The sequence below is a fragment of the Trinickia mobilis genome (genome assembly GCF_017315705.1).
GTDB lineage: Bacteria > Pseudomonadota > Gammaproteobacteria > Burkholderiales > Burkholderiaceae > Trinickia_A > Trinickia_A mobilis.
Genome location: NZ_JAFLRF010000011.1, coordinates 232,409 through 256,828, shown reverse-complemented (window position 1 = coordinate 256,828; position 24,420 = coordinate 232,409). Strand labels below are relative to the sequence as shown.

Genomic DNA, 24,420 nt, shown 5'->3' with positions numbered 1-24,420 from the left:
TGAACCATGACGTGCCAAACTTCGGCAGCGCGCTACGCGTAGTGCTGAACAGTCAGCCACCCGAGTTCCTACGCACATTGCTGGATGCCGGCGTTGATCCCGATACAACGACCGAAGCCGGCACCCCAATAATATTTTTCGTAACAAAGGAAAGAACCTTTGAGTCACTCAAGTTGCTGGTTGCGCGTGGCGCCAATGTTGACATGCGCGATTCGTTGCGAAATACGACGTTATACGAAGCTTTAACAAATCGCGCATTAGACCAAATCGACTACTTACTCGATCACGGCGCGAACCCAAACACATACAACATTAACGGCCTTTCGTTTCCGTATGCAATTTCAACGCGAATTAATCGAAACGCCTCTGCTCCCGAATCGATCACATATAAAAAACTAACCGAAATCCGTGACCGCATTATAAAGATGGGCGTCAAATGGCCACCTGAATCGCCGGAACAAATCGGCGCCCGCTGGGGCGCCAACGCGCCGAAACGATTGGATGACAGCCAGCGCCCGCTCTAACAGGAAGCTCGGCATCGAACTCGCGTTGCTGCGAGTTCGATGCCGTCCGCCACTCCCCCACGAACCGCTATTGCGACGCTCCATAGCCGTCCCCTCTTTACGCGCACCACGTTCTGACGACATTGCAAAACTGGCTCCCCTGTCGGCAAACCCTATGCTCTGGGAGGTAGCGACTCCTTCATTAGCCGGCACATCGTTAGCCAAGTGATTGATGGAATCGAAAAGCAAAAGCGGGAAGACATGTCGTTTCCGAATAGCGACATGTTTGCACCACGGCATCACTCAACACGGATTTCGCGAACGGATACATAGCGAGCACCCATTTCCATGACCGCATGCGCGTAGCGGCAAACTTCAACATCGTGCCGGCGGCTTTGCTCGAATCGCCGGATAAGAATGCGGTGATCAAAGTGCAGGTGCCGACGGGGTCGGCGCTCTTGGTCGTCAATATCTTTCTGCTGAATTTCATGATGTTCTTGTGAACGCGAGTTTGTCCGCCGCGAGGCACGGGTGAACCACCACGCGCGGCGGACGATTCGCGAGCCACTCTGGGAAGACTGCCTAGTCCGCAGGTTCGGCCGCTGGTCTGCATGTGGCCTAGACGGCCTGACAGATCAATCTCATGTGCCCGGACGCCTGAGCCGATGAAAGGTCCAGCGGCTACCTCGCAGTCATTGGGGTGATGCGAGACGGATTTCCCGATATTCAATAGCCGCTGTCTTCGCTGAAGCGCGGTGCCTGCGCGACTCAACAAAATAGCTTCATCTCCCAGGTTATCTGGCTGAGGACGGGCACATCAAACCTTTTGGAAACGCCGCTGCCGTGTTTCGGACGGCAATTCGGAAAATAGTTGCTTATAGTCACCGGTGAGTCGTCCTAGGTGAAAAAATCCCAAGGATGCCGCAATATCACCAATCGTCTTGCCCGAGTGTTCATCCGATTGAAGTAGCTGACGCACAGTTCCCAGCCGGATAGCACGGAGATAGTACAACGGAGTTGTCCCTGTAATACTTAGAAATGCCTCCTGCAGTGCGCGCCTGCTCACGCGCAGCGCCTGGCACAGCTCCAGGATGCTTACCGGGTTGTCATTTCTCGCCAGCACTATTTCCCGGCATCGCTTCACTAACTCGCAACGAACTGCTTCCGTGAGGCTTACGCGTTCGAGCGGGCCATTTTGCGCTACGAGCTGCAGTAGGAGATCGATGAGTGAATCTTCGAGCAGGGGCTCTCTTGTGTCGCGCTGTTTCGGTCCCGCGTCGTTGGCATCGCGAAAGAGACTGACGAGAACGGACAGCTCAGGACCCAGTGTCGTTTTAAGAGGTGCGAAGGTACTACGGTCTGTAACGTTGACAGTCGGGTAAGCCCATTCCGCCGCTGATTTCAATCTCTCTACACTGATGGCGAAGACCAGCGTCTCCATTTGCCGCGTGGTATGGGTGATGAATTCCTGACCGGCTCTGACGACGTAAACATTTCCGGCATCGAAGGGTTTGCCCAGTAACGTGCCAGCGCGAGAGCTCCTAACCGGCAACGCAAAACTCACGACGCCCAGCGGGACGGCGCCATACTGCGCGACGTCCTCGGAAAAACGTTCATGAAACATCTGAACGTTGGAAGACTCGACAAAGTCGAGCGCGCAATCGATTTTTCCTGGCGTCATTTGATAGTAGGACTGTTCCCAGCCGGAAATCCCACTTAAATGTGCCGTTACGTCATTAGCGTTTGATACGACCCGGTGCACGCGTTACCCCTTGGAGTTTGAATCGGCTTTCAGCGAATCCGCTCCTATCCGAAGCTTCGCGCCATGTCGGGCCGCGTCTGAACAGGCTGATCCCAACTTTAGCTTGGGAAACTTGTCATGTAAACGGCGTCAGCTCCATCAGTGCAAACCCTCGCGCCTGCAGTCAACCTGTTCTGCGAGCGGGAATGGCGGGTTTACTGCTAATCAGGATTTCCTGGCCCCGTATGCGTCCCATGCCCCCGCGACCGTCGGCGGTGCCCGCCGGACTTGGGTAACAGCGCCCGGAAATTGACGCAGTCGATCTGACGCCACGGTATCCAACTGCCAAAAACGGATAACCACGCATAAATGAGCGACTTATAGTCGACATCACTTAATCAGCCCGTTCATCGGGTTCGCGACACGAGTCCGAGCGATTCGATCTCGTACGGATTCCAAGTCGGAGCGGCTGAAACTAGCCGACTTTGCTTAAATGTAGTTCTGCAGCCTGACGATCCGGAACGCCGCCGGACTGGTCGACAGCCGAGCTGTTGACGCCGATATCAAGGAAGAATCTCATGAACGAAGAAGCAGCGCTCCGCGATCGCGCATTGGCCGTGATCCCCAGTGGTATGTACGGTCACCAAAGCATTCGATATCTGACCCCGGACTATCCCCAGTTCTTTTCGAAAGCGCTCGGGACCCGTCTGTGGAGCGCTGACGGACAGGAACTGATCGACTTCATGGCGGCATTCGGGACCAATCTGTTCGGCTATGGCGAGCCGAGCATCGAGGCCGCTGCTTGGGCACAGTCGACGGCGGGTGACACGATGACGGGACCCAGCCCGGTCATCGTCGATCTGGCGGAGAAACTCGTGTCGATGGTGAGTCACGCAGCTTGGGCCATCTTTTGCAAGAATGGGGTCGATGCAAACTCCATGGCGATGGTGTGCGCGCGCGCCTATACCAAACGAAAGAAGATCTTGATCGCGACTGGTGCGTATCACGGGGCCGCCCCGTGGTGTGTACCTAGCGATGCTGGCATCACGCCGGAGGACAAGGCGAACAATGTGTACTTCGAATACAACAGCGTTGAAAGCCTTGAAGCAGCCTTGAAGGCGAACAAGGGCAACGTTGCAGGTGTGTACGCCACGCCTTTCCGCCATGACGTTTTCGCCGACCAAACGCTGCCGAGCGCAGAGTTTGCGCAGGCGGCGCGACGTCTGTGCGACGAGCACGATGCGCTGCTGATCGTCGACGAAATTCGGACCGGGCTGCGTCTTGCGCGAGGAAGCAGTTGGGATGTACTCGGTGTTCAACCTGACCTGAGCTCCTGGGGTAAGGCAATCGCCAACGGCTATGCGATCTCGGCGCTTCTTGGCAGCGAGAAGATCCGTGCGGCTGCTTCTGAGATTTTCGTGACTGGCTCGTACTGGTTCTCGGCCGTGCCGATGGCTGCGGCACTACGTACGCTAGAGCTGGCCCAGTCAACCGACTATCTTGAGAAGACCATCCGGCTGGGTGAGCTCTTCAGAGCGGGCATTGCCGAGCAGGCAAGCAGACTAGGCATCGGTGTACGGCAGACTGGGCCATGCCAGATGCCGCAGATCCTGTTCGAGGACGATCCGGGGGCTAAGAGAGGATATGCATGGGCAAATGAGGCCGTCAAGCGAGGGGTGTACCTCCACCCATTCCACAACATGTTCATCAATGCGGCGATGACCGACGAAGACATTCATCAAGCCTTGGATGTTACTGAGGAAGCTTTCAAAGCGTCTCTAAATACTCGCGTCCTGGCCTAACGCGACGAGCTGCTCACTTCGCGTTGACGTACTAATTGCGCATTGAGGAACGGTGCCATCAGTAACGCCAGATTTCGCGGCTATGAGCGTCACCTTATGATCTAACCACTATCGAGCGATAGCCGTGGAAGATACTCCAATGCTTGTGGATGCAATGCCCGAAGACGCGCACACTTTGCGCGGAACCTTGAACACCACGCAAGTCGCCTTGCTGGTGATCGCTGCTGCTGCGCCGTTGGGCGCAATTGTCGGAACGCTCCCCGTTGCTCTCATGTTCGGAAACGGCGCAGGGGTGGCGGGCGCTTTTCTGGCCTCGGGATTGTTGATGCTCTGCTTTGGCATTGCCTATAGCGCGTTGATTCGCTCAATTCCGGGCGGCGGGGCCTTCTATCGCTATCTTTCGACAGTGTTCGGTAGGCGCATTGGCACGGGCGCAGCCTGGGTCGCCCTCGCGTCGTATCTCGCCATGGCCACCGCGCTTGCGACAACCAGCGGGTACTTTACCGACCTCTCTCTCGGGACACTAGGCATTCATGTCGGATGGCAGGCCTGTACGGCAGCACTCATGGTCATGGTGGCGATTCTTGGCCGCGGCAACGTCGATATCGCCGCGAAGGTGTTAGTTCCGCTCGTTCTTGCCGAATTCGGCATGTTGTTGATTCTCGCGATCGCCACCGGCCATCATAAAGGGATGGCCGCACTACCTGTCGAAGCGATTTCGCCAAGCAACGTCTTCACTAAAGGCTTCGGAGTGAGCCTGATGATTGGGCTCGCATCATTCATTGGCATTGAATCAGCCGCGCTCTACGCTTTGGAGGCACGCAATCCTGGCCAAACGATTCCGCGTGCCACGTTTATTGCGATCGTGCTGGTCGGAGTTGCCTACTTTCTGAGTGTCTGGACGATTATCGGCGATCTCGGTTGGAGCGACGTTCAGGCCCTTGCAACCAAACAGCAAGGGGATCTTGTTCTCAACTCGTTCCGTAGCAACACAGGCACGTTGATGACCGGTCTTGTCTCATTGATGATCTGTACCAGCAATTTCGCGTGCTATCTCTCCCTTCATAACGCGGCAACGCGATACATCTTCACTCTGAGTAATGAAGGAAGCCTACCCAAAAGTCTCTCGAATGCTCATCCCCGCCATGGCTCACCAGCGAACGCCAGCACGGTGGTAACCATTTTGCTCGCGTTGTTCGTCGGGGTGCCGACGCTGATGGGCGTCGATCCCTATGTGACGATACTCCCAAGCGCGATCGCACTTGGTACGATCGGAATCATCGGGCTGCAGGGCAGCGTCGCCTTCTCCTCGCTCGTACATTTCGCGCGCAAGAAAGACGATCGCTTTTGGGTCACGCGGGTCCTGCCGACTATAGCGATGATCGGTTTCGTCGCTGCCGCGTGGCTGATCACCAGTAACTACAGCGTATTTACCGGCAGCGACTCAGCGCTCGTGAACAGTCTGCCCATTGTCCTCTTGGTCGCCTTCGCGTATGGAGCGATCCGGAAGCGTAGGTAGCGCGCCCGATTCACGAACGCGTGGTGAGAGCCGTGTGGAAGGCGGACGAGCTCATCGCGTCGAGAGATGAAGATCTGGTATGCCGCGTGGCAACTAGTGCACTTGGTTTGAACGTCGCTATCGTGTAGCCGATCTACGGTGTAAAACTTTGGAGGTTCGTTAAAAAGTACTCTCGTGGAGATTTTTGGAATTTCTTTCTTCTCATTGCAGGACAACGTCACAATTATTCGGGTGCTTCAAGCGGTATGGGCAAGGCCGCCACAGAGCGGTTTGTACAGGCCGGTGCAAAGGTTGCTAACGCTGGCAGGACCGATGTCACTGAATTCGCCAACCGAATTGAAGCAACCTTCTTCAAGACCGACGTGTCGGTTGAGGCAGATGTCAGAAATCTGATCAATAGTACGGTGGAGAAGTTCGGTCGATCGACTTCCTAATTAATAATGCGGGGTATTTCGGCCAAACAACTGAAATTGCGGAGCGGCATGCCGCCGAATTTCAACGTTGCTTCGAGGTGAACACGCTTGGCACCTTCTGTGGCATCAAATACGCTGCGCCACACATGCCTCCCGGCAGTTCGATCATCTGCACTACGTCGCTCGCCTCGAGCATAGGTCTGTCTGCCTATTCCGACTCCACGTCATCGAAATCGGGCGACCAGCGGCCTGATCCGTTGCGCCACCATGGAGCTAGGTCCCAAGGGGATCCGTGTCAATGAGATATGTCTCAGCAGTACGAATACTCCGATGTTAATGAATCAAGATTCAGCAAAGGCCGAAATCGCGTTCACGACAACCGCAGCGGCAATCGGTACGTCGTCCAACCCGAGGATATCGCAGCCCTGATGCATTTCCTCGCTGCGAGTGACTGCCCGCCCCTCAGCGGGCAGCAGATCGCAGTCGGTGGCGGGCTCACCAACTGGTGCAGTAGCAGCAATCTTGGGGTGATCCTTCAGGCCAACAGCTTTGAGTAGATCGATTGTACCGGCGGGTAATCAGCCGGATATACCCTTGACCTGCATCTTGGGTGCTCTCATGAAAGGCGCCGGTCGACCAAGGGCACCAATCACAGCGATCATGTCATCGGTAACCCGCCCTCCCGTGGCGGTACCGCTCCTGTCCGACTACGCTGCGAGTAAGGCAGGCGTGAAAGGCATTATCAAATCCGCAGCACTTGAGTATGCACGTTTGGGCATCACCGTAAACAGTGCCGAGATGGGATTCGTCCGCACACATCCCATTGACGTTTCGCTAACGTAGCCGATATCAAGGAGATTTCGAGAAGCCTCTCGGTGGGTAACATGAGCACTCCGCGTGACATCCCACACGCCATGCTGTATCTCGAAAGCGAAGCCGCATATCTAAGCGGCCAGACGATCATTGTCGCCGGAGGGGATGCGACGACAGAAAGCTCGGCTCAATTAACTGCCCCGTATGAGGAACAGGCGTTCAGCCATTAGGAAGCCAACTGGCGCTCCCACCGGGCGCTAGAGAGTCGCCAGAAAGCAAAAAAATAGATTCCTACTGCCAAATTCGGATAACAGGCAAGTCGGGCCATTCTTTAGTATGAGGCCTCGGAAAGCTTCGAAAATCGCCTGTCGGAAGTGCCTGTTACCAGACCGATTGACTTCGCGACCGAGCGATTTTGAAAATCCAAACCTACGTATCTTATAGATGGAGACAACTAATGAGCACGTCCCTACACGAAACAAACCCTGATATCGAAGTCCAGGCGAGCTACGTCGACACAGAGAAGCTCCCGTGGATTGACTGGGCCGAGGGGCATCAGATCAAAATCGCCCGGCTTAATCCGTCTACCGGCCAGATCGTGTTTTTCATCAAGTCGAGGCCGGGCGCTTTCCTCCCGATTCACTTCCATCCTGGAACGGTGATCGTCTACACGATCCAGGGTAACTGGACATATGATGATGGCTGGAACGCGAAACCGGGCGACGTTGCCTATGAGACTGCGGGTTCAACCCACCGGCCGCGCATGCTTCCTGGCGAAGACGTCATCATCTTTGCTGTTGTCGAAGGAGCGCTGGTCTTTCTTGACGACGAGGGAAATGTAACAGAAATTGAGAACTGGCAATCCCTTCTCAAGAAGTACCGCGACCACTGCGTCAAGCACGAGATCAAGCAGGAGTGCATTACTTTCTAGCAGGGTCAAAGCGGGCAACTTCTTACCTAAATAGTCTGATCGCATCGTTGCCGACTATGCAAACCCGGTGAGCCGCGTCCGCAGACAGGTTTCGAACGTGGAAGGCGGACGCCCGTTTGGGTTCGCTTGACGCGAATGCTTGACGTGATTTTCGCGCCACTCTCCATGCCACTTAATACTCGGTCGCAGTCCCGACTCTCCTCGACTTATTCTGTGGGGGACTCCATGCTGCTCTATGCCGTCGCCGCTGTTCGAGTCATGCGCGTCGAACCGGGCGGAGACTGGTTTCTCCGATGTGCCGACGCAAGCGGGACGGTTATTTCGTGGTCCGACGACGTGCTGGATATTTTGTACCGAGTGCCGGACAACTGGAATGTCGTCGATGGAGCGCGCTGCCACGGACTGCACGACGACGTCGACATCATGGCCGGCGACCCACGCTTCAATCATGGCGCCGACGACACAACGTGCGCGATCGTTGGACGTGCTGACGGAGCGCGCTTTGTGCTACTGATGCAGATTAACGCGGCCGAGGCAGTGCTTTTACCTGAAAGGCTTTTTCGGGAGCGCAGTGCTTTCGAACAATGCGTGTGTGTCGAAGTCACCTCGAAATAGACGTGTTCTCTCGGCAGATCTTTTTTTCAAGATCCGTGAATACTTGAGGCGCAAGGGCCCCGCGCATCGTGCTAACGACTGCCAGATTAGCGCGGCGAGTTTCTGGGGCGTTCTGTGAACGCGGCGCGGGCGGCAATACGTCGGCGTTGCGCAGCGGACGGCTGCCACTTCATAAAGATACCTACGAATCCCTGACCATCTCGGGTCCGGCCCGCATGGTGTTGTTTCGAAAACCTTAAAGATTTCGCCTGGAAAACCGCGGAGAATTCGGTGAGCCGCTGTCGCAAGCGGCACGCGCGTGTTCAAGTCGAAACACTTCAACGGACACCTCCGGCAGGACCGCTCTCTTGCAACGGATTTGGTGCGAGTCCCTCCTTTGCGCGCACAAACAGCGTCTGTGCGACGCACATCTCCTGCGCATGCGGAGCCAGGTGCGGATTGCCGTGTCGTTTGATGCCGAATGCGCTATCCGATTAATCCACGCGTTCCCCCGCATGCTAGCCGAGTCTCTATCTCGGCCGGATCGAAGTGCGTGGCAATCCTCGTTTTTCATGTGAAGGCAAGGGGGGGTAAGTCCTAGGAACACGCCAGCCGATTTCGGATAAAGCCTTTTTTTTGTCGCCTCTAAATTGCCTCCGTGGAACACAGGTTCCGGTCGAGCGAGAGACTCCAATTCGATCGGAACCGCATCCCGATCAAGATTTCGTGACTTATAGAGCATGACGAGAGGAGAATGAAATGAAGCGACTTGCAAGGTTGGGAGCGCTTGCCGCGTTGAGCGTGCTGGTTGCATCGGTCTGGGCTCAATCATCCGGTGAACTAACGGTTACAGGCGCAGAGCGCGGTGCGAACAAGGATGGAACAATTCCAGCGTTTGGTGGAACGGACGTGCCAGAGGCGGGATGGAGCCAAGGCAAAGTTCGTGCTGCTTATTGGAAATACAAGAACGAACAACCGCTCTTTTCGATCGACGCGTCGAACTTCGCCAAGTACGAAGACAAGCTTTCACCGGGCCAAGTCGCGCTCTTCAAGCAGTTCAAGGGATACCGGATGGACGTTTACCCGACCCACCGCGATTGCAGCTATCCGGACTGGGTGCAGGAAAACATCAAGAAGAATGCGGTGAGCGCGAAGCTCGATCAGACCGGCGACCACTTGCAAAGTGCCGCCTTGCCCGGTCTGCCGTTTCCCGGGGCCAAGAGCGGACAGCAGGCGATCTGGAATTATCTGACGCGTTATCGCGGCGTCGGCGCGGAGTGGAACAAAGTCTACACACTCGTGTCGCCCCGACCGGGCAGTTCAGACTGGATTTCAGCGGTGAGCCACCAGACGCTGTATTTCCCGTGGGCCAAGAAAGGGACGAATGCCCTTGGCCCAAACGACGCGTTGTTTTCGATCTACGCTGGGTACGATGGGCCGCCCGCGCTTGCTGGACAGGGCCTAGTCCAGACGTATAACTACGCGAACAACGAGACGCCGACGTACTACTACTTCCCAGGGCAGCGTCGCGTGCGACGGATGCCGTCCTACGACTATGACGCACCGCAAATCGGATTCGAAAACCAGTACACAGTCGACGAACCGTGGCTCTTCAATGGCGACATTGACCGCTTCGATTGGAAGATCGTCGGCAAGAAAGAAATGTACGTGCCATACAACGATTTTGGCATGTATGACTTCAAAAAGAGCGTCGGCGACGTCTTCAAGCCCGACCAGGTGGACCCTTCAGCGCGACGCTATGAGTTGCACCGCGTCTACGTGCTCGAAGCGACTCTCAAGCCCAACATGCGGCACATTTCGCAGAAGAAAGTGCTGTATCTCGACGAAGACACCTATCTCGCACTCGCGGGCGAGGATTATGACGCCCAGGGCAAGCTGTGGAAGGCCAAGGAAGGCTATCCAATTCCAGTGTGGGAGTTGGGTGGGACCTGCGACATCGAGCCCTTCGCCCAGTACAACCTGACGTCGGGTCGCTACGTTGCGGACCAGAGTGTCATTGGGGCGGGCACGGATATCCGCTACCTTGAGACGTCCAGCGACCCGCGCTTCACGGCTGACTACTACTCAGCGGAGAACCTGCGCTCGATGAGCGAACGCTGACGCGACAGGTTCGGCAGGGACGTGCGCGAGCCGCACGTCAAGATAAAAAATGGAGGATAACTGAGTAATGAAAACGACAAGGGTTGGCCTTTCGGTATCCGTTTCGCTCGCGGTTTTGGGTGCCGTATCGGGCAACGCATACGGCTACGATTTCACGACGGGTCTGGGCGACCTGTCGGGTTCCTGGGTATCGAATGTGACTGGAGGTGCCGGCATCCGCACGAAGAGTCCCAGTTGCTCGCTGACGGGCGACCCGAATGCCTACGGGTGCGGTTCGGCAGCGAACGTCAACCAGTGGGGCTTCGGAGACGACGGCGACTTGAACTATCGCAAGGGGCAGCCCTTCAGCACCTATCTCAGCTTAACCAGTGAGCTGTTGCTGACGATGCCCAGCGAGGGATTCAAGTTCATGATTCGCGGTACGACCATGTATGACTTTCTGGTGGCCGATACCGCGCGAACGCCGCTCTCGAGTACGGCGCTTGCGCAGGTGCAGTACCCGGCGCAACTGCTGGACCTCTGGGCCGAGAAGGACTTCAATATCGGCACAGAGGCGGCGCACGTGCGCCTTGGCAATCAGGTCATCAATTGGGGCGAGAGCTACTTCGCGACCGGCGGCATCAACGCGACCAACTCCGTCGATATCCAGAAGCTCCTGATCCCGGGCACGCAACTCAAGCAGGCGCTGCTGCCCGCTCCGATGCTGAGCTTTGCGGCAGGGCTGGGACACGGCTTCAGCACCGAGGGTTACTACCAGTTTCAATGGAACGGCAATCGCTACCCTCCGGTCGGCACGTTCTGGTCAGTTGGGAACAACTTCGGTCGGGGTGCCCAGCCGGCTACGGTCAATTCGAACAACTTCAACGTGGGCGGCGTGGATGCGGGCACCATCGCGGGCGCCAACAGCGGCAATTCGGGGACGATTTCGGCCATCAACACTGGCCTCGTAAACGGGCAATATGCCGGCGCTCCGTTCAACTCGATCGGCATCCCGGTCTCCACGCAATTGCCGAGCGAGTACAAGCCGCAATTCGGCCTCAAGCTCAACTACAAGCCGAAGAACATGGAGGTGAATTTCGGTTTCTACTACGAAAACTACACGGATAAATCGCCGGTGCTCTCGACGCTTGCGGACGGTTCGAGTCAGTGGTCGTATCTCCAGAACCGCCAACTGTTCGGTGCCAGTGCGAACTTCTCGCTAGGAGACTGGGCGATCGGCACGGAGCTGTCTTATCGTCCGCATGATGCAGTGGCGCTGTCAGGCTGCTATGGCGCGGGCGGCCCGCTCGACGCGAACACGAACGGCGTCTCCGGCATTGATTGTCAGCAGTGGGTCGACAAGAAGAAGTTGCAGTACGACATCAACGGACAGTTGAACCTAACGCAGAGCCAGTATCCGTTCCTGAAGCTGCTACACGCCGATATGGCCGTGCTAACGGCGGAGCTGACCTGGATCTACTACCCGGGCGTGGACTCGAGCGGCGTGACGCGCACGATCAACGGCCAGAGCGTGACGCAGGTGCCGGCCGCCGGCTACTACACGTGGCTGAACAACGGCTCGGGCCTCGGTTATCCGATTGCCGCCGCGCAGGGGACTGCGAGTTCAGTCGGCGCGACGGTGGATTTCAACTGGACCTATGACGGCACCCTGATTCACGGCTGGCAGGTCACCCCTGGTGTGACCTTTACCGATGCGCTGTACGGTTACACCCCGACCTTCTCGGCCAATTACCTGCAGGGCGCGAAGTCGCTGAACTTCTACGTGCTGTTCAACCAGAACCCAGCCGTCTGGCAGGCCGGCATCAATTACACAGCGTTCTTCGGCGGACATGAAACGGTTGGGCAGCCGTACGCAGATCGTAATTTTGTCGGTGCGTTCGTTACCCGCAACTTCTGAGGTGTAGAGGCTGCGACGTGGCGCGCCAGCCGTGCGTGCCACAACATTTGAAGGGAAGATCTCGTGCTAAATCGCTTTGTCCTTCGTCTTGAGGAACTTTTTTTCGGGCATCGAGGCACCGTTATTACGGCGATTGCCGTTTTCACTGCCGTGATGGCTGTGTTCGCCGTGCAGTTGCGCATGGAAGCCGGCTTCGACAAACAGATGCCCGTCGGACACGAGTACATCCAGACGTTCCAGAAGTATCGTAAGGACCTCTTCGGCGCGAACCGCGTGACGGTTGTGGTTCGCGCGCATCACGGCAGTATATGGACGCCCGAGGGACTGACCCGGCTGTATCAGGTCACACAGGCGGTTACGTTTCTGCCTGGGGTCGACAGGCAGGGCGTGCTGTCGCTCTGGACGCCCAATGCGTTCGTGAACGAGATCACGGAGGATGGGTTTCGCGCCAATCCGGTGATCGACGGGACGATCACGCCGAACCAGTTGACGCCCGGGATCGTCGCGAAGATCCGCCAATCGGCGACCAACGGGGGATACATCGGCACGCTGGTCTCGCATGATCAGGACAGCGCGATGATCACGGCCGAGCTGAGCGAGCGCGACAGTGCGGGCAAGGCGCTCGACTATATCGACCTCAACCATCTGCTCGATACGCAGGTTCGCAAGCCGTTTGAAGACGCAGGTTATGAAGTCCAGATCATTGGCTTCGCGAAGCAGATCGGAGACATTGCTGATGGCGCCAAGGCGGTTCTAGGTTTCTGCGGTATTGCATTACTGCTGACCGCGCTTGCGGTCTACTGGTATTGCCATTCGATTCGATTCACCATATTGCCGGTCGTCTGCTCGCTGACTTCGCTCGTCTGGCAGTTCGGTACGCTTAAGCTGCTTGGATTCGGCCTCGATCCGCTCGCCGTGCTGGTGCCTTTCCTCGTGTTTGCGATCGGGGTTTCACACGGCATACAACAGGTCAACTATATCGTGCGGGAGCTTTCGCACGGCCGCAGCACGATCGAAGCCGCTCGCAGCAGTTTCAGTGGACTGCTGATTCCGGGCACGTTGGCGTTGATCACCGCATTCGTTTCGTTCATTACATTGCTGCTAATCCCGATTCCCATGGTACGTGAGCTCGCGATTACGGCGTCGCTTGGCGTGGGCTACAAGATCATCACGAACCTCATCATGCTGCCGGTGGCCGCGTCGTGCTTCCACTTCACGAAGGCCTACGCCGATCGCGCGCTCGACAAGCGCGAAGCGCGGTCGGCATGGCTGCGCAAGCTGGCGCGTGTGGCTGAGCCCCGCAACGCCTATATCGTCCTTGCCGTGACGGCGGTCGTGTTCGTGCTCGCCGCGTGGCAAAGCCGTGACCGCGTGATCGGAACGCTGCAGCCAGGAGCACCCGAACTGCGCGCCGACGCGCGCTTCAATCTCGACGCGGTATCGATTGCGCGCAATTACGACGTGGGCCTCGATTGGCTGACGGTCGTCTTCGAGTCATCAGGTTCGGCCTGCGATAACCCGGTCGTAGGCCTCTTCGAGGACGACTTTGCGACGTCAATGAAGAGCGAGCCGGGTGTCGTTTCAGTGGAGTCCTATCCGGCGATGCTGCGCGATTACAACGAGGGTTACAACGAAGGCAATCCGAAAATGAACGTCGTGCCGATTGATCCCGGCAATTATGGTGGATTGTCAGCCGAAATCGGCCGGATCAAGGGTTATATGAACAAGGATTGCAGTATGACGGCTGTGCACCTGTTCCTTACCGACCATAAGGCGACCACGCTTACTCGCATTCTGGAGGACGTCAAGCAGTATCGGGCCTCGCATCAGTTGAAAGGCGTCAGCATCCGGCTGGCAGCGGGAAATGCCGGCGTGATTGCCGCGACGAATGACGAGGTGGCAAAGAGTGAGTTGCCAATGATGCTGTATGTGTACGCTGCGATCCTGATCCTGGTGTTTCTCGCCTATCGCGACATTCGCGCGATGGTGGCCTGTTGTGCTCCGCTGACGGTTGCCACCTTCATTGGTTACTGGTTCATGAAGGAGCTGCAGATCGGCCTGACCGTGGCGACCTTGCCGGTGATGGTGCTGGCGGTCGGCATCGGCGTCGACTACGCGTTTTACATCTATAACCGCCTTCAGTTGCATATGGCGAATGGCCAGTCCATCGTGAAGGCCGTCGAGCACGCAATGCTGGAGGTGGGTGTTGCAACGATATTCACCGCGATCACCCTCGCAGTCGGCGTCGCCACCTGGAGTTTCTCGGCACTCAAATTCCAGGCGGACATGGGCAAGCTGCTCGCCTTCATGTTTATCGTCAACCTGGTGATGGCGATGACCGCCTTGCCGGCACTCGCAGTCGTTCTGGAAAGGTGGTTTCCCCGTCGTACTCCGGTCAAGGCGCCAGGGCTTCTCAGCCATTGATTTGAAGCATGCGTTACGAAGGACTTTTCATGCGAAAGAAACTAATCGGTATTGCAGCGTGTTTGTGCATTTCCCTGTGCGCCGCTGCACAGGCAGACGACCCGACGGCGGCTGCGCTCCAGATCACGCCGGCACATGACTGGAATAACCCCACACATCTGATGCTGCTTGCCGCGGCGCGGTCGGGTTCGCGCATGGTTGCCGTCGGAGAGCACGGCATTGTGCTGCTGTCGGACGACGATGGTAAGACCTACAGGCAGGCCCGCTCGGTGCCGGTGTCTTCAACGCTAACCGGCGTGTATTTCGCAGATGATTCGCACGGATGGGCCGTTGGCCAATGGGGCGTCATCGTGGCGACCGAAGACGGAGGTGAAACGTGGAAGTTGCAACGCTCGGACACATCCACGGATCAGCCGCTTTTCTCGGTTTACTTCTCTGATCCGCTTCATGGCTGGGCGGTGGGGTTGTGGTCCTTGATGCTGAAGACCGACGATGGCGGCGCACATTGGACGACGGTCAAGCTGCCCCCGCCGCCGGGCGGTGGCAAGGCGGATCGCAATCTGCTTTGTATCTTTGCAGGTAAGGATGGCACGTTGTTTGTGGCTGCGGAGCAGGGGTTTGTGCTTCGTTCGAAAGACAATGGCGCCAGCTGGGAATACCGGCGTACCGGCGGAAAAGGCAGCCTTTGGGCGGGTACGGCTGCAGAAGACGGGGCGGTGTTTGTTGGGGGCTTGCTCGGCCATCTTTATGTCAGCCGTGACGATGGAGACACTTGGAGCACAGTCGAGTCCGGTACAACCAGTTCCATCACCGATCTGGTTACGGCGGGAGACACGCTGTTTGGCGTCGGACTCGACGGCCTGCTGATCGCCGGCAAAACCAATGCGCAGCGATATGCTCCGAAGCATCGCGAGGACCGCGAAGCGCTGACGGCTGTCGTGTTATCGCGCACACATGCCCCCGTTCTGTTTTCAAAAGACGGCGTCGTGACAAGCAATTGATGAAGGACGGCTCGATACTAGGCATTGAACCAATGAAATTGCACCGATCTAAAGGTGCATGGGAAAAATGAATCTGAGTGAAGCCGAGCGCGAAGAATTGCTGTCGATGCAGCGCAGCCGAACGATGGCCGTTGGTCAGGTAAGGCGAGCGCGGCTGATCCTGCTGCTCCACGAAGGTGCCTCGCGCGGGGCGATCATGAACGAATTGCGATGCGATTCGCGTTTCATCACCACATGGCAAACCCGCTTCGCCAGTGAGCGTCTGGCAGGCCTGTATGGCAGGCACCCAGGTCGTGCGCCGCGCCGTGACCAGGCGCGCCTTGAGGCGAAAGTGCTCGACTACACGCTGCGGCGCAAACCGGCCGACGGCTCGACGCATCGGAGCAGCCGCAAGTTGGCCGCGCAGCTGGGCGTGCCCTTCATGACGGTCCAACGCATCTGGCGCAAGCACGACGTTCGGCCGCATCGTCTCGATGCCCACATGGTGTCGAACGATCCCGACTTTGAGGCCAAGGCTGCCGATGTGATCGGCCTGTACCTGAACCCGCCGTTGCATGCGGCGGTGTTCTGCGTGGATGAGAAAACGGCCATTCAGGCGCTTGATCGCAAAGACCGGATGTTGCCGCTCTCGCCCGGGCGCGCCGAAAGTCACGGCTTCGAATACAAACGCAACGGCACCCCGAGCCTGTTTGCAGCGCTGAATGTCGCCACCGGCGAAGTGCTGGGCAAGACTGCGCCACGCCATACCAGTGCCCAGTTCGTCGCGTTCCTCACCGAGGTGGTATCGGCGCAGCCGGCCAGAAAGGAGATTCACGTGATCTGCGACAACGTGAGCAGCCATAAAACCGACGCCGTTCAAACCTTTCTGGCGGACCATACGAACGTCTCGATACTTTACACCCCCACGTATTCGTCATGGTTGAACCAGGTCGAGAACTGGTTTGCCCGCATCCAGCGCGACGTCATCACGCGCGGGGTATTCACCAGCACCAAAGACCTCGACAAAAAGCTCATGCGCTATATCCGCCAATACAACAAGCAGGCTGCCCCGTTGAAATGGAAGTATTCCGATCCTCGACGCATCCGGTGCAATTCATCCGGTTCAACGGACTGGTCAAAGCGGGCGCAGACCTAAACCATGAAGTGCCAAACTTCGGCAGCGCGCTACGAGTAGTGCTGAACAGTCAACCACCGGAATTCCTACGCACGTTGCTGGATGCCGGCGTTGATGCCAATACAACGACCGAAGGTGACACGCCGATAATTTTTTTCGTAACGAAGGAACGAACCTTTGAATCGCTCAAGCTGCTGATTGCCCGTGGCGCGAATGTAGACAAGCGAGATTCATTGCGCAATACGCCACTTTACGAAGCTTTAATGAACAACGGGCTGAATCAAATTGCTTATCTCCTTGATCATGGAGCGCATCCCAATACCTACAACATCAATGGCATTTCCTTTCCATTGGTTCTTTCGGATGACATCAATAGAAACGCTCGCTCTCCCAACTCGGAAACATCGAAAAAACTCACCGAAATCCGCGACCGCATCATCAAGCTGGGCGTGAAGTGACCGCCTGAAACACCGGAGCAAATCCGCGCCCGCTGGGGCGGCAACGCGCCCCAGCGCTTGGATGACAGCATCCTCCCGCTTTGATCGAGCCAGCGTACATAAGAAACGAACACCGCATAAAGGACTTCTTGATGTCCCTGTGACGGCAGACGCTGCGAGCGGTGCATGGAACGCATCGGACGCAGCGCGAAGAAAGGCTCAGCCCGGCTCCACCACGAACCCGTGCTGGCGCAGCAACGCCAGCACGCCCTTCGGCCCGCCCAAATGCAGCGCGCCGATCGCCACGAAGACCGGCTTGTTCGGCGCCGCGATCAACATCATCCGCGCGACGAAGCGCCGGTTCCGCTCGTAGACGATCTTGTTGTCGATCGCATCCGAAATGCGCTGCGAGCGCGCGAGCTTGTCGGACTTCGCCGCCGCCCAGGCGGCGATCGCGTCCGCATCGCCGATGCGCCATAGGCGGTGCAGTTCCACCACGTCCGCAACGTTTTCGGCCGGCGTCTGCGCGAGATCCTGCGCGAGCATCTCGCGCTGCTCCGCGAGCGTCAGTCCGGTGAATGCCCGCATCTGCTCGCCTAGCGTCTCCAGCCCCGCCACCCGGCCTTTCGTCCTCAGATAGACGTTCTGCAACTGCGCTTCCGATCCGTACTCCGTCTGCAGCCCCGCGGCGAGCGAATCGTACGTCTCGACCAAGAGCGCGGCGAGCCACGGCCGCGTCTTCTTGATCTCATCGAGCGCGGCAGGATTGCCACGCAAGCGATGGGCGAGCTTGCGCCACAAAGCATCAGGCAACAAACGCGGCAGACACTCGCGCGCGCACACGCCGTATTTCGTCACGTCGTCCTGCGACTCGATCAGATCGTCCGGCGACAGCTCTAGCGCAAGCGTCGAAGACGCGGCCAAAGCCGCCAAGATCGGCCGCCGAAACGGCTGGCTCGCCGGATAGTCGGCGGGATCGCCGACATGCAGCGTCCCGAGCAGGTAAATCGTCGTCTGCCCTTTGGTGGCGACATAGAACGGCATATGCGCAGGCTGCACCTGCACCGGCCCGCTTGCGGTCGTGCCGCCGCTCGTGCTCGGCATCGGCGGCGGATGAAAACCGGGCAGCGCAGCCGGCGGCTGGCCGGTCGCCCGCGTCCCGGAGGGAGCCGGCGACGGCACCGGCAAATGCGCCGGCGGCATCGCCGTATTGACGGGTGCGCCGGCGGCCTGCGCTATCCCTATCAGTACGTCGGAGCCGCGCGGGATGAGCGCAAGCGCAGCGCTCACGAAGAGGAGCGCTGTCCAGCGCCGCGCGAAAGCGGCGCTGTCGCCGCCTTCGTGCAAGCGGCGCGCAATGCGACGCGCCGCCCGCGCTTCAGGCATCCGCCTCCCCCACCTCCTCGGCCCGGTGGCACGCCACCTGCCGTCCGTCCACTTCTCGCAACCGCGGCACCTCGCTGCGGCACCGCTCGATCGCATACGGGCAGCGCTGATGGAACGTGCAGCCCGACGGCGGATTGAGCGGCGACGGCATCTCGCCTTGCAGCTTGATCTGGATGCGCCGGTCCGACTCGAAGATCGCCGGCGTCGCCGACATCAGCGAGCGCGTGTACGGATGCCGCGGCTTGGCGAAGATCGTCTTCTTGTCGCCCAGTTCGGCCACGCTGCCGAAGTACATCACCATCACGTCGTCGGCGACGTGCTCGACCACCGACAAGTTGTGCGAGATGAACACGTAGCTCGTCTTGAACTGATCCTGCAAGTCCATGAACAGGTTCAGGATCTGCGCCTGGATGGAAACGTCGAGCGCGGACACCGGCTCGTCGGCGACGACGATCTGCGGATCGAGGATCATCGCGCGCGCAATCGCGACGCGCTGGCGCTGGCCGCCCGAAAACATGTGCGGATAGCGCTTTGCGTGCTCGGGCCGCAGGCCCACGGTGCGCATGATCTGCGCGATGCGCTGCGCGCGTTCGGCGGCGGAGAGCGCCGTGTTGATCGCAAGCGGCTCGCCGAGTGTCTGCTCGACGGTCTTGCGCGGGTTCAGCGACGCGAACGGGTTCTGAAACACCATCTGCACGTTACGGCGCAGCGCCGCGATCTTCTCCTTGCTCGCGCCGGCTACGTCATAGCCTTCGATCAGCAAGCGCCCGGAGGTCGGCGGCTCGATCATCGTCAATTGGCGGGCGAGCGTGGACTTGCCGCAGCCCGACTCGCCGACCACCGCGAGCGTCTTGCCGAGCGTCAGCGAAAACGACACGCCGTTCAGCGCCTTCACCGTGCCTTGGCCGAACATCCCGCGCTTGACGTGGTAGTGCTTCGTCAGATTGTCGGCGACGAGCACCGGGTCCTCACCCTGCTGCGCGTGAGGCGTTTGGGGTACTGCATTCATCATGCGCCTCCGTGCGGGGTGGAGTTCGAATGGATCGAGTCGAGGTTGAGCGGCTTGATGCAGCGCGTCCGCATGCGTTCGTCGGGCGCGTCAAGCATAGCAAGCGCCGGCCTCGCCTTCATGCAATCGTCCACCACATACTTGCAGCGCGGCGCGAACATGCACCCCTTCGGCCGGTCGTCGCGGCCCGGCACCATGCCCGGCAACGCGGCGAGCCGCACCGCCCCGACATTGTGCTCGGGAATCGCAGCGAGCAACGCCTCCGTGTACGGATGATGCGGCGCGGCGAAGATGTCCGGCACGCGGTTCGTCTCGATCACCTCGCCCGCGTACATCACCGCGACGCGCTGCGCGACCTCGGACACGACCGCCAGGTCGTGCGAGATCAGCACGAGCGCCATCCCGCGCTCCTTCTGCAGCTTCACGAGCAGGTCCATGATCTGGGCCTGGATCGTGACGTCGAGCGCGGTGGTCGGCTCGTCGGCGATCAGGAGCTTCGGGTTGCACGCGACGGCCATCGCGATCATCACGCGCTGGTTCATCCCGCCCGACATCTGGTGCGGAAACGAGGTGATCCGGTTCTTCGCGTCGGGAATGCCGACCTGGTCGAGCAGCTCGAGCGCGCGCTTGTGGAGCGCGTCGCCGCGCAAGCCTTCGTGCAGCTTCAGCACTTCCTTGATCTGGTAGCCGACGGTGTAGCTCGGGTTCAGGCTCGTCAGCGCGTCCTGGAACACCATCGCGATGTCCTTGCCGACGATCTTGCGGCGCTCCTTCGGCGTCGCTTTCAGGAGGTCGCAGCCGTTGAAGGTGATTTCGTCGGCGGTCACGATGCCGGGCGCGTCGATCAAGCCCATCAGCGCCATCATCGTCACGCTCTTGCCCGAGCCGGATTCACCGACGATGCCGATGACTTCGCCCGGGGCGATGCTGATGTCGACGCCGTCGACAGCGGGCAGGCCGCTGAAATTCACCCGCAGGTTGCGGACGGTCAGTAAATTCATGTTCAGGCCATCCGTTTCAGTTTGGGGTCGAGCGCGTCGCGCAGTCCGTCACCGAGCAGGTTGATTGCAAGCACCGAGATCAGGATGGAAAGGCCAGGCATCGTCACGATCCACCAGGCGTTGTCGATGTAGTCGCGCGCCGAGGCGAGCATCGCGCCCCACTCCGCGGCCGGCGGCTGCACGCCGAGGCCGAGGAAGCCGAGCGCGGCCGCGTCGAGAATCGCCGACGAAAAGCCGAGCGTCGCCTGCACGATCAGCGGCGCCGTGCAGTTCGGCAGCACCTGCGAGAACATCAGCCGCAGCGTGCCGGCGCCGGCCACGCGCGAGGCGGTCACGTACTCCTTCGGCAATTCGCCTTGCGCGGATGCGCGCGTCAAGCGCACGTAGCCCGGCAGCGCGACGATCGCGATCGCGAACATCGTGTTCGTGAGGCCCGGGCCGATGATCGCGACCACGGCCACCGCGAGCAGCAGCGACGGCAGCGCGAGCAGCACGTCCATGAGACGCATGATCGGCGTATCGGCCCACTTGTCGAAGAACGCGGCGACGAGGCCGAGCACGATACCGGGAATCAGCGCGAGCACGACCGACACGAAGCCGATCCAGAACGACATCCGCGCGCCGTACATCAGGCGGGACAAGATATCGCGGCCCGCTTCGTCGGTGCCGAGGACGAACCTCCAGTTGCCGCCGTCGAGCCAGGCGGGCGGGATCTTCACGTTGTCGCGGTATTGCTCGATCGGGCTGTGCGGCGCGATCAGCGGCGCGAAGATCGCGATGAAGATCAGCACGAGCACGATGGCGCCCGCCGTGACGGCGCCGCGGTTGCGCGAGAAGTTGGCCCAGAACTCGCGCAGCGCGAGCGCGCGGCCGCCGGGCGGCGTGACGGCTTGGGGGACGGTGTTTTGGATGTCTGCCATATTTAGATCACCTCGTATGGCGAATGCGCGGGTTGAGCACGCCGTACAACAAATCGACCACGAGATTCACGACGATCACGAGCGTCGCGATCATCAGAATCCCTCCTTGCACCACCGGATAGTCGCGCCGGCTGATCGCATCGATGAGCCATTTGCCGACGCCCGGCCATGAGAACAGCGTCTCGGTCAGCACGGCCCCCGCGAGCAGCGTGCCGACCTGCAGGCCGATCACGGTCACGACCGGAATCAGCGCATTGCGCAGCGCATGCACGACGACGACCCGCACCGGCGAGAGCCCCTTCGCGCGCGCCGTCCGGATGTAATCCTCGCGCAGCACCTCGAGCATCGACGAGCGCGTCATCCGCGCGACGACGGCGAGCGGAATCGTGCCGAGCACGATCGCCGGCAGGATCAAGTGGCTCACCGCCGACTTGAACGAGCCTTCGTCCGGCGCGAGCAGCGCATCGATCAGCATGAAGCCGGTAACGTGCGGAATGTCGTATTCGACCGCGATGCGGCCCGACACCGGCGTCCAGCCGAGATCGGCCGAGAAGAACATGATGAGGATCAAGCCCCACCAGAAGATCGGCATCGAGTAGCCGGTGAGCGCGGTGCCCATCACGCCGTGATCGACCACCGTGCCGCGCTTGAGCGCCGCGAACACGCCGGCCGGCAGGCCGACGATCAGCGCAAACAGCATGGCGCAGAACGACAGCTCGACGGTCGCCGGAAAGCGCGCGAGGAATTCGCCCATCACGCTCGTATTGGTGATCAGCGACATGCCGAGGTTGCCGTGCAGCGCGCGGCCGACGTAGTGGAGATACTGCAGCGGCAGCGGCTCGTCGAGCCCGAGCTGGTGGAGCGCTGCGGCGTGCATGGCCGGGTCGACGCCGCGCTCGCCCATCATCAATTCGATGGGGTCGCCCGGTATCAGGTGGATGAGTGCGAAAGCGAGGATGGTAATGCCGATGAATGTCGGTATCACCATGCCGATGCGGCGCAAAACGAATCGGAACATGGTTCGTCCCTAAATCTTCGAGGAGGAAAAACGCGACCGGCGACAAGGGGCTCGTGACCCCCGTCGCCGGACTTTGTGAGGACTTTCAGCGATCGTTAAAAAGCGTACCTTGCCTGCCTTACGGCAAGCCGTACGGCGAGCCTTATTTCACGCCGACGCCGTCAAACCGCAGATAGCCGAGCGGGTCGATCCGCATGTCGGTCACCTTCTTGCTGACCGGCTGATACACGGTGGAATGCGCGATCGGCGAGAACGGCAGCTGCTGGGCCCAGAGCTGTTGTGCCTGCGTGTAGATCTGCGAGCGCTGCGTCTGATCCGCCGTTTCGCGGCCCTTCTTGACCAGATCGTCGAACGGCTTGTAGCACCACTTGCCGAAGTTGCTGCCGTTCACCGCATCGCAGCCGAGCAGCGTGCCGAGCCAGTTGTCCGGATCGCCGTTGTCGCCGGTCCAGCCGATCAGCATCGTGTCGTCCTCGCCGGCGTGGGCGCGCTTGATGTACTCGCCCCACTCATACGTGACGATCTTCGCGCGCACGCCGATCTTCGCCCAGTCGGCCTGGATCATTTCCGACATCAGGCGCGCGTTCGGGTTGTACGGACGCTGCACCGGCATCGCCCACAGCGTGATGTCCATGCCGTTCGGGAAGCCGGCCTTCGTCAGCAGGTCCTTCGCCTTCGCCGGATCGTACGACGCGAGCTTCAGGTTCTTGTCGTATGACCATTGCGTGGGCGGCATCGGCGCCGCCGCGAGCTGGCCTGCGCCCTGGTACACGGAATCGATGATCGCCTTCTTGTTGATCGCCATGTCGAGGGCCTGGCGCACCTGGACGTTGTCGAGCGGCTTGTGCGTCACGTTGTACGACAGGTAGCCGAGGTTGAAGCCCGGCTGCGACGGCATGTCGAGGTTCGGATCGGCCTTCAGCGTCGCGATATCGGCCGGACGCGGATACGCCATCACCTGGCATTCGTCGCGCTTGAGCTTTTGCACGCGCACGCCCGGGTCGGGGGTGATCGCGAAGATCAGCTTCGAGACCTTCACGGTGTCCGGCTTCCAATAGTCAGGATTGCCATCGAAGCGGATCGTCGCGTCCTTCGTGTAGCTGCGGAAGATGAAGGGGCCCGTGCCGACCGGATACTGGTTGATGTCCGCGGCCTTGCCGGCCTTGAGCAACTGGTCCGCGTATTCAGCCGACAGGATCGACGCGTACTCCATCGCCATGTTCTGGATGAACGGCGCGTTCACTTCTTTGAGCGTAAAGCGCACGGTGTACGGATCGACCTTCTCGACCTTCGTGATCAGCTTGTCGAGGCCCATGTCGGAGAAGTACGGGAACTGCACCGGGTAGGCTTTGCGGAACGGCTGGTTCGGGTCCAGCATGCGCTCGAACGTGAATACCACGTCGTCCGCGTTGAATTCGCGGGTCGGCTTGAAGTAGGACGTCGTCTGGAATTTGACGCCGTGACGCAGATGGAACGTGTACGTGAGGCCGTCCGGAGACACCTCCCACTTCTCGGCGAGGCCGGGTTCGACCTTGGTGCCGCCGCGCTCGAACTCGACGAGGCGGTTGTAGACCGTAAACGTATTGGCGGTGAAATCGGTGCCGGTCGTGTATTGACCGGGATCGAAGCCCGCGGGACTGCCTTCTGAGCAGTAAACCAGGGTCTTGTTCGGGATCGCGGCGTGCGAGATCGTCGCAGCGCCCAGCGATGCCGCTGCGGCGACGCCCGCGAGCATGGTCGTACGCATGGCGCGCAACAGTCGGGTTTGCTTCATGT

General features: G+C 59.5%; 20 protein-coding genes and 2 pseudogenes. 15 read left to right on the top strand and 7 right to left on the bottom strand.

Annotated elements, in window-relative coordinates:
* Together J3489_RS17965 and J3489_RS17960 are read left to right on the top strand one after the other, a co-directional pair.
* Positions 1-524 (top strand): ankyrin repeat domain-containing protein (locus J3489_RS17965; protein ID WP_207000178.1); only part of this gene is annotated, 524 nt, incomplete at its 5' end.
* A 341-nt stretch (positions 525-865) separates the two neighbouring features.
* Positions 866-1,006, top strand: a pseudogene (locus J3489_RS17960) (5-oxoproline transporter, DUF979 family subunit); the annotation flags it as partial.
* A 314-nt stretch (positions 1,007-1,320) separates the two neighbouring features.
* On the opposite strand, the gene J3489_RS17955 reads toward J3489_RS17960, so the two are convergent.
* A complete protein-coding gene (locus J3489_RS17955) occupies positions 1,321-2,265 on the bottom strand; it encodes a helix-turn-helix domain-containing protein (protein ID WP_207000177.1) in 945 nt (314 codons plus the stop codon).
* Positions 2,266-2,822: 557 nt separating this feature from the next.
* On the opposite strand from J3489_RS17955, the gene J3489_RS17950 reads away from it, so the two are divergent.
* The 13 genes and pseudogenes from J3489_RS17950 to J3489_RS17880 all read left to right on the top strand — a co-directional run bounded on the left by J3489_RS17950 (position 2,823) and on the right by J3489_RS17880 (position 17,331).
* Positions 2,823-4,046 carry an aminotransferase class III-fold pyridoxal phosphate-dependent enzyme gene (locus tag J3489_RS17950; protein WP_207000176.1) on the top strand — a complete coding sequence of 408 codons (1,224 nt, stop codon included), beginning with the start codon at positions 2,823-2,825 and terminating at the stop codon, positions 4,044-4,046.
* 124 nt (positions 4,047-4,170) lie between these two features.
* The gene (locus tag J3489_RS17945; RefSeq protein WP_207000175.1) at positions 4,171-5,565 is read left to right on the top strand and encodes an APC family permease; all 1,395 of its coding nucleotides are present in this window, start codon (positions 4,171-4,173) and stop codon (positions 5,563-5,565) included.
* Between the two features lie 245 nt (positions 5,566-5,810).
* Positions 5,811-6,280: pseudogene (locus tag J3489_RS38865) on the top strand (SDR family oxidoreductase).
* A gap of 316 nt (positions 6,281-6,596) precedes the next feature.
* Positions 6,597-6,821 (top strand): SDR family NAD(P)-dependent oxidoreductase, encoded by a 225-nt coding sequence (locus tag J3489_RS38860; protein ID WP_374193461.1) that lies wholly within the window; start codon positions 6,597-6,599, stop codon positions 6,819-6,821.
* Positions 6,822-6,862: 41 nt separating this feature from the next.
* Complete coding sequence (locus tag J3489_RS17920; RefSeq protein ID WP_207000169.1) at positions 6,863-7,021, top strand: hypothetical protein; 159 nt, start codon at positions 6,863-6,865, stop codon at positions 7,019-7,021.
* 227 nt (positions 7,022-7,248) lie between these two features.
* Positions 7,249-7,722: a 2,4'-dihydroxyacetophenone dioxygenase family protein gene (locus tag J3489_RS17915; protein WP_207000168.1), complete on the top strand. Its 474-nt coding sequence runs from the start codon at positions 7,249-7,251 to the stop codon at positions 7,720-7,722.
* A gap of 225 nt (positions 7,723-7,947) precedes the next feature.
* Positions 7,948-8,337 (top strand): hypothetical protein, encoded by a 390-nt coding sequence (locus tag J3489_RS17910; RefSeq protein ID WP_207000167.1) that lies wholly within the window; start codon positions 7,948-7,950, stop codon positions 8,335-8,337.
* 738 nt (positions 8,338-9,075) lie between these two features.
* Entirely contained in the window at positions 9,076-10,437 is a 1,362-nt protein-coding gene (locus J3489_RS17905) for a DUF1329 domain-containing protein (RefSeq protein ID WP_207000166.1), read from the top strand.
* Between the two features lie 67 nt (positions 10,438-10,504).
* A complete protein-coding gene (locus J3489_RS17900; protein WP_207000165.1) occupies positions 10,505-12,334 on the top strand; it encodes a DUF1302 domain-containing protein in 1,830 nt (609 codons plus the stop codon).
* A gap of 63 nt (positions 12,335-12,397) precedes the next feature.
* Complete coding sequence (locus J3489_RS17895; protein WP_207000164.1) at positions 12,398-14,758, top strand: efflux RND transporter permease subunit; 2,361 nt, start codon at positions 12,398-12,400, stop codon at positions 14,756-14,758.
* Between the two features lie 29 nt (positions 14,759-14,787).
* A complete protein-coding gene (locus tag J3489_RS17890) occupies positions 14,788-15,759 on the top strand; it encodes a WD40/YVTN/BNR-like repeat-containing protein (protein ID WP_207000163.1) in 972 nt (323 codons plus the stop codon).
* A gap of 58 nt (positions 15,760-15,817) precedes the next feature.
* A complete protein-coding gene (locus tag J3489_RS17885; RefSeq protein WP_207000161.1) occupies positions 15,818-16,894 on the top strand; it encodes an IS630 family transposase in 1,077 nt (358 codons plus the stop codon).
* Positions 16,846-17,331: an ankyrin repeat domain-containing protein gene (locus tag J3489_RS17880; protein ID WP_309491384.1), complete on the top strand. Its 486-nt coding sequence runs from the start codon at positions 16,846-16,848 to the stop codon at positions 17,329-17,331. The genes J3489_RS17885 and J3489_RS17880 overlap by 49 nt, the downstream gene beginning before the upstream one ends.
* A gap of 198 nt (positions 17,332-17,529) precedes the next feature.
* Here J3489_RS17880 and J3489_RS17875 read toward each other — a convergent pair whose 3' ends face one another.
* The 6 genes from J3489_RS17875 to J3489_RS17850 all read right to left on the bottom strand — a co-directional run bounded on the left by J3489_RS17875 (position 17,530) and on the right by J3489_RS17850 (position 24,418).
* Positions 17,530-18,696 carry a TraB/GumN family protein gene (locus tag J3489_RS17875; protein ID WP_207000159.1) on the bottom strand — a complete coding sequence of 389 codons (1,167 nt, stop codon included), beginning with the start codon at positions 18,694-18,696 and terminating at the stop codon, positions 17,530-17,532.
* A complete protein-coding gene (locus J3489_RS17870; protein ID WP_207000195.1) occupies positions 18,689-19,705 on the bottom strand; it encodes a peptide ABC transporter ATP-binding protein in 1,017 nt (338 codons plus the stop codon). The genes J3489_RS17875 and J3489_RS17870 overlap by 8 nt, the downstream gene beginning before the upstream one ends.
* On the bottom strand, positions 19,705-20,712 hold the full coding sequence (locus tag J3489_RS17865) for an ABC transporter ATP-binding protein (protein ID WP_207000193.1): 1,008 nt from the start codon (positions 20,710-20,712) through the stop codon (positions 19,705-19,707). Before J3489_RS17865 ends, J3489_RS17870 begins: the two co-directional genes overlap by 1 nt.
* A complete protein-coding gene (locus J3489_RS17860) occupies positions 20,709-21,626 on the bottom strand; it encodes an ABC transporter permease subunit (RefSeq protein ID WP_207000156.1) in 918 nt (305 codons plus the stop codon). Before J3489_RS17860 ends, J3489_RS17865 begins: the two co-directional genes overlap by 4 nt.
* A 7-nt stretch (positions 21,627-21,633) precedes the next feature.
* The gene (locus J3489_RS17855) at positions 21,634-22,644 is read right to left on the bottom strand and encodes an ABC transporter permease subunit (protein WP_207000154.1); all 1,011 of its coding nucleotides are present in this window, start codon (positions 22,642-22,644) and stop codon (positions 21,634-21,636) included.
* A 142-nt stretch (positions 22,645-22,786) separates the two neighbouring features.
* Positions 22,787-24,418, bottom strand: coding sequence for an ABC transporter substrate-binding protein (locus tag J3489_RS17850; protein WP_207000153.1), 1,632 nt, complete (start codon positions 24,416-24,418; stop codon positions 22,787-22,789).
* Positions 24,419-24,420: the final 2 nt, after the last annotated feature.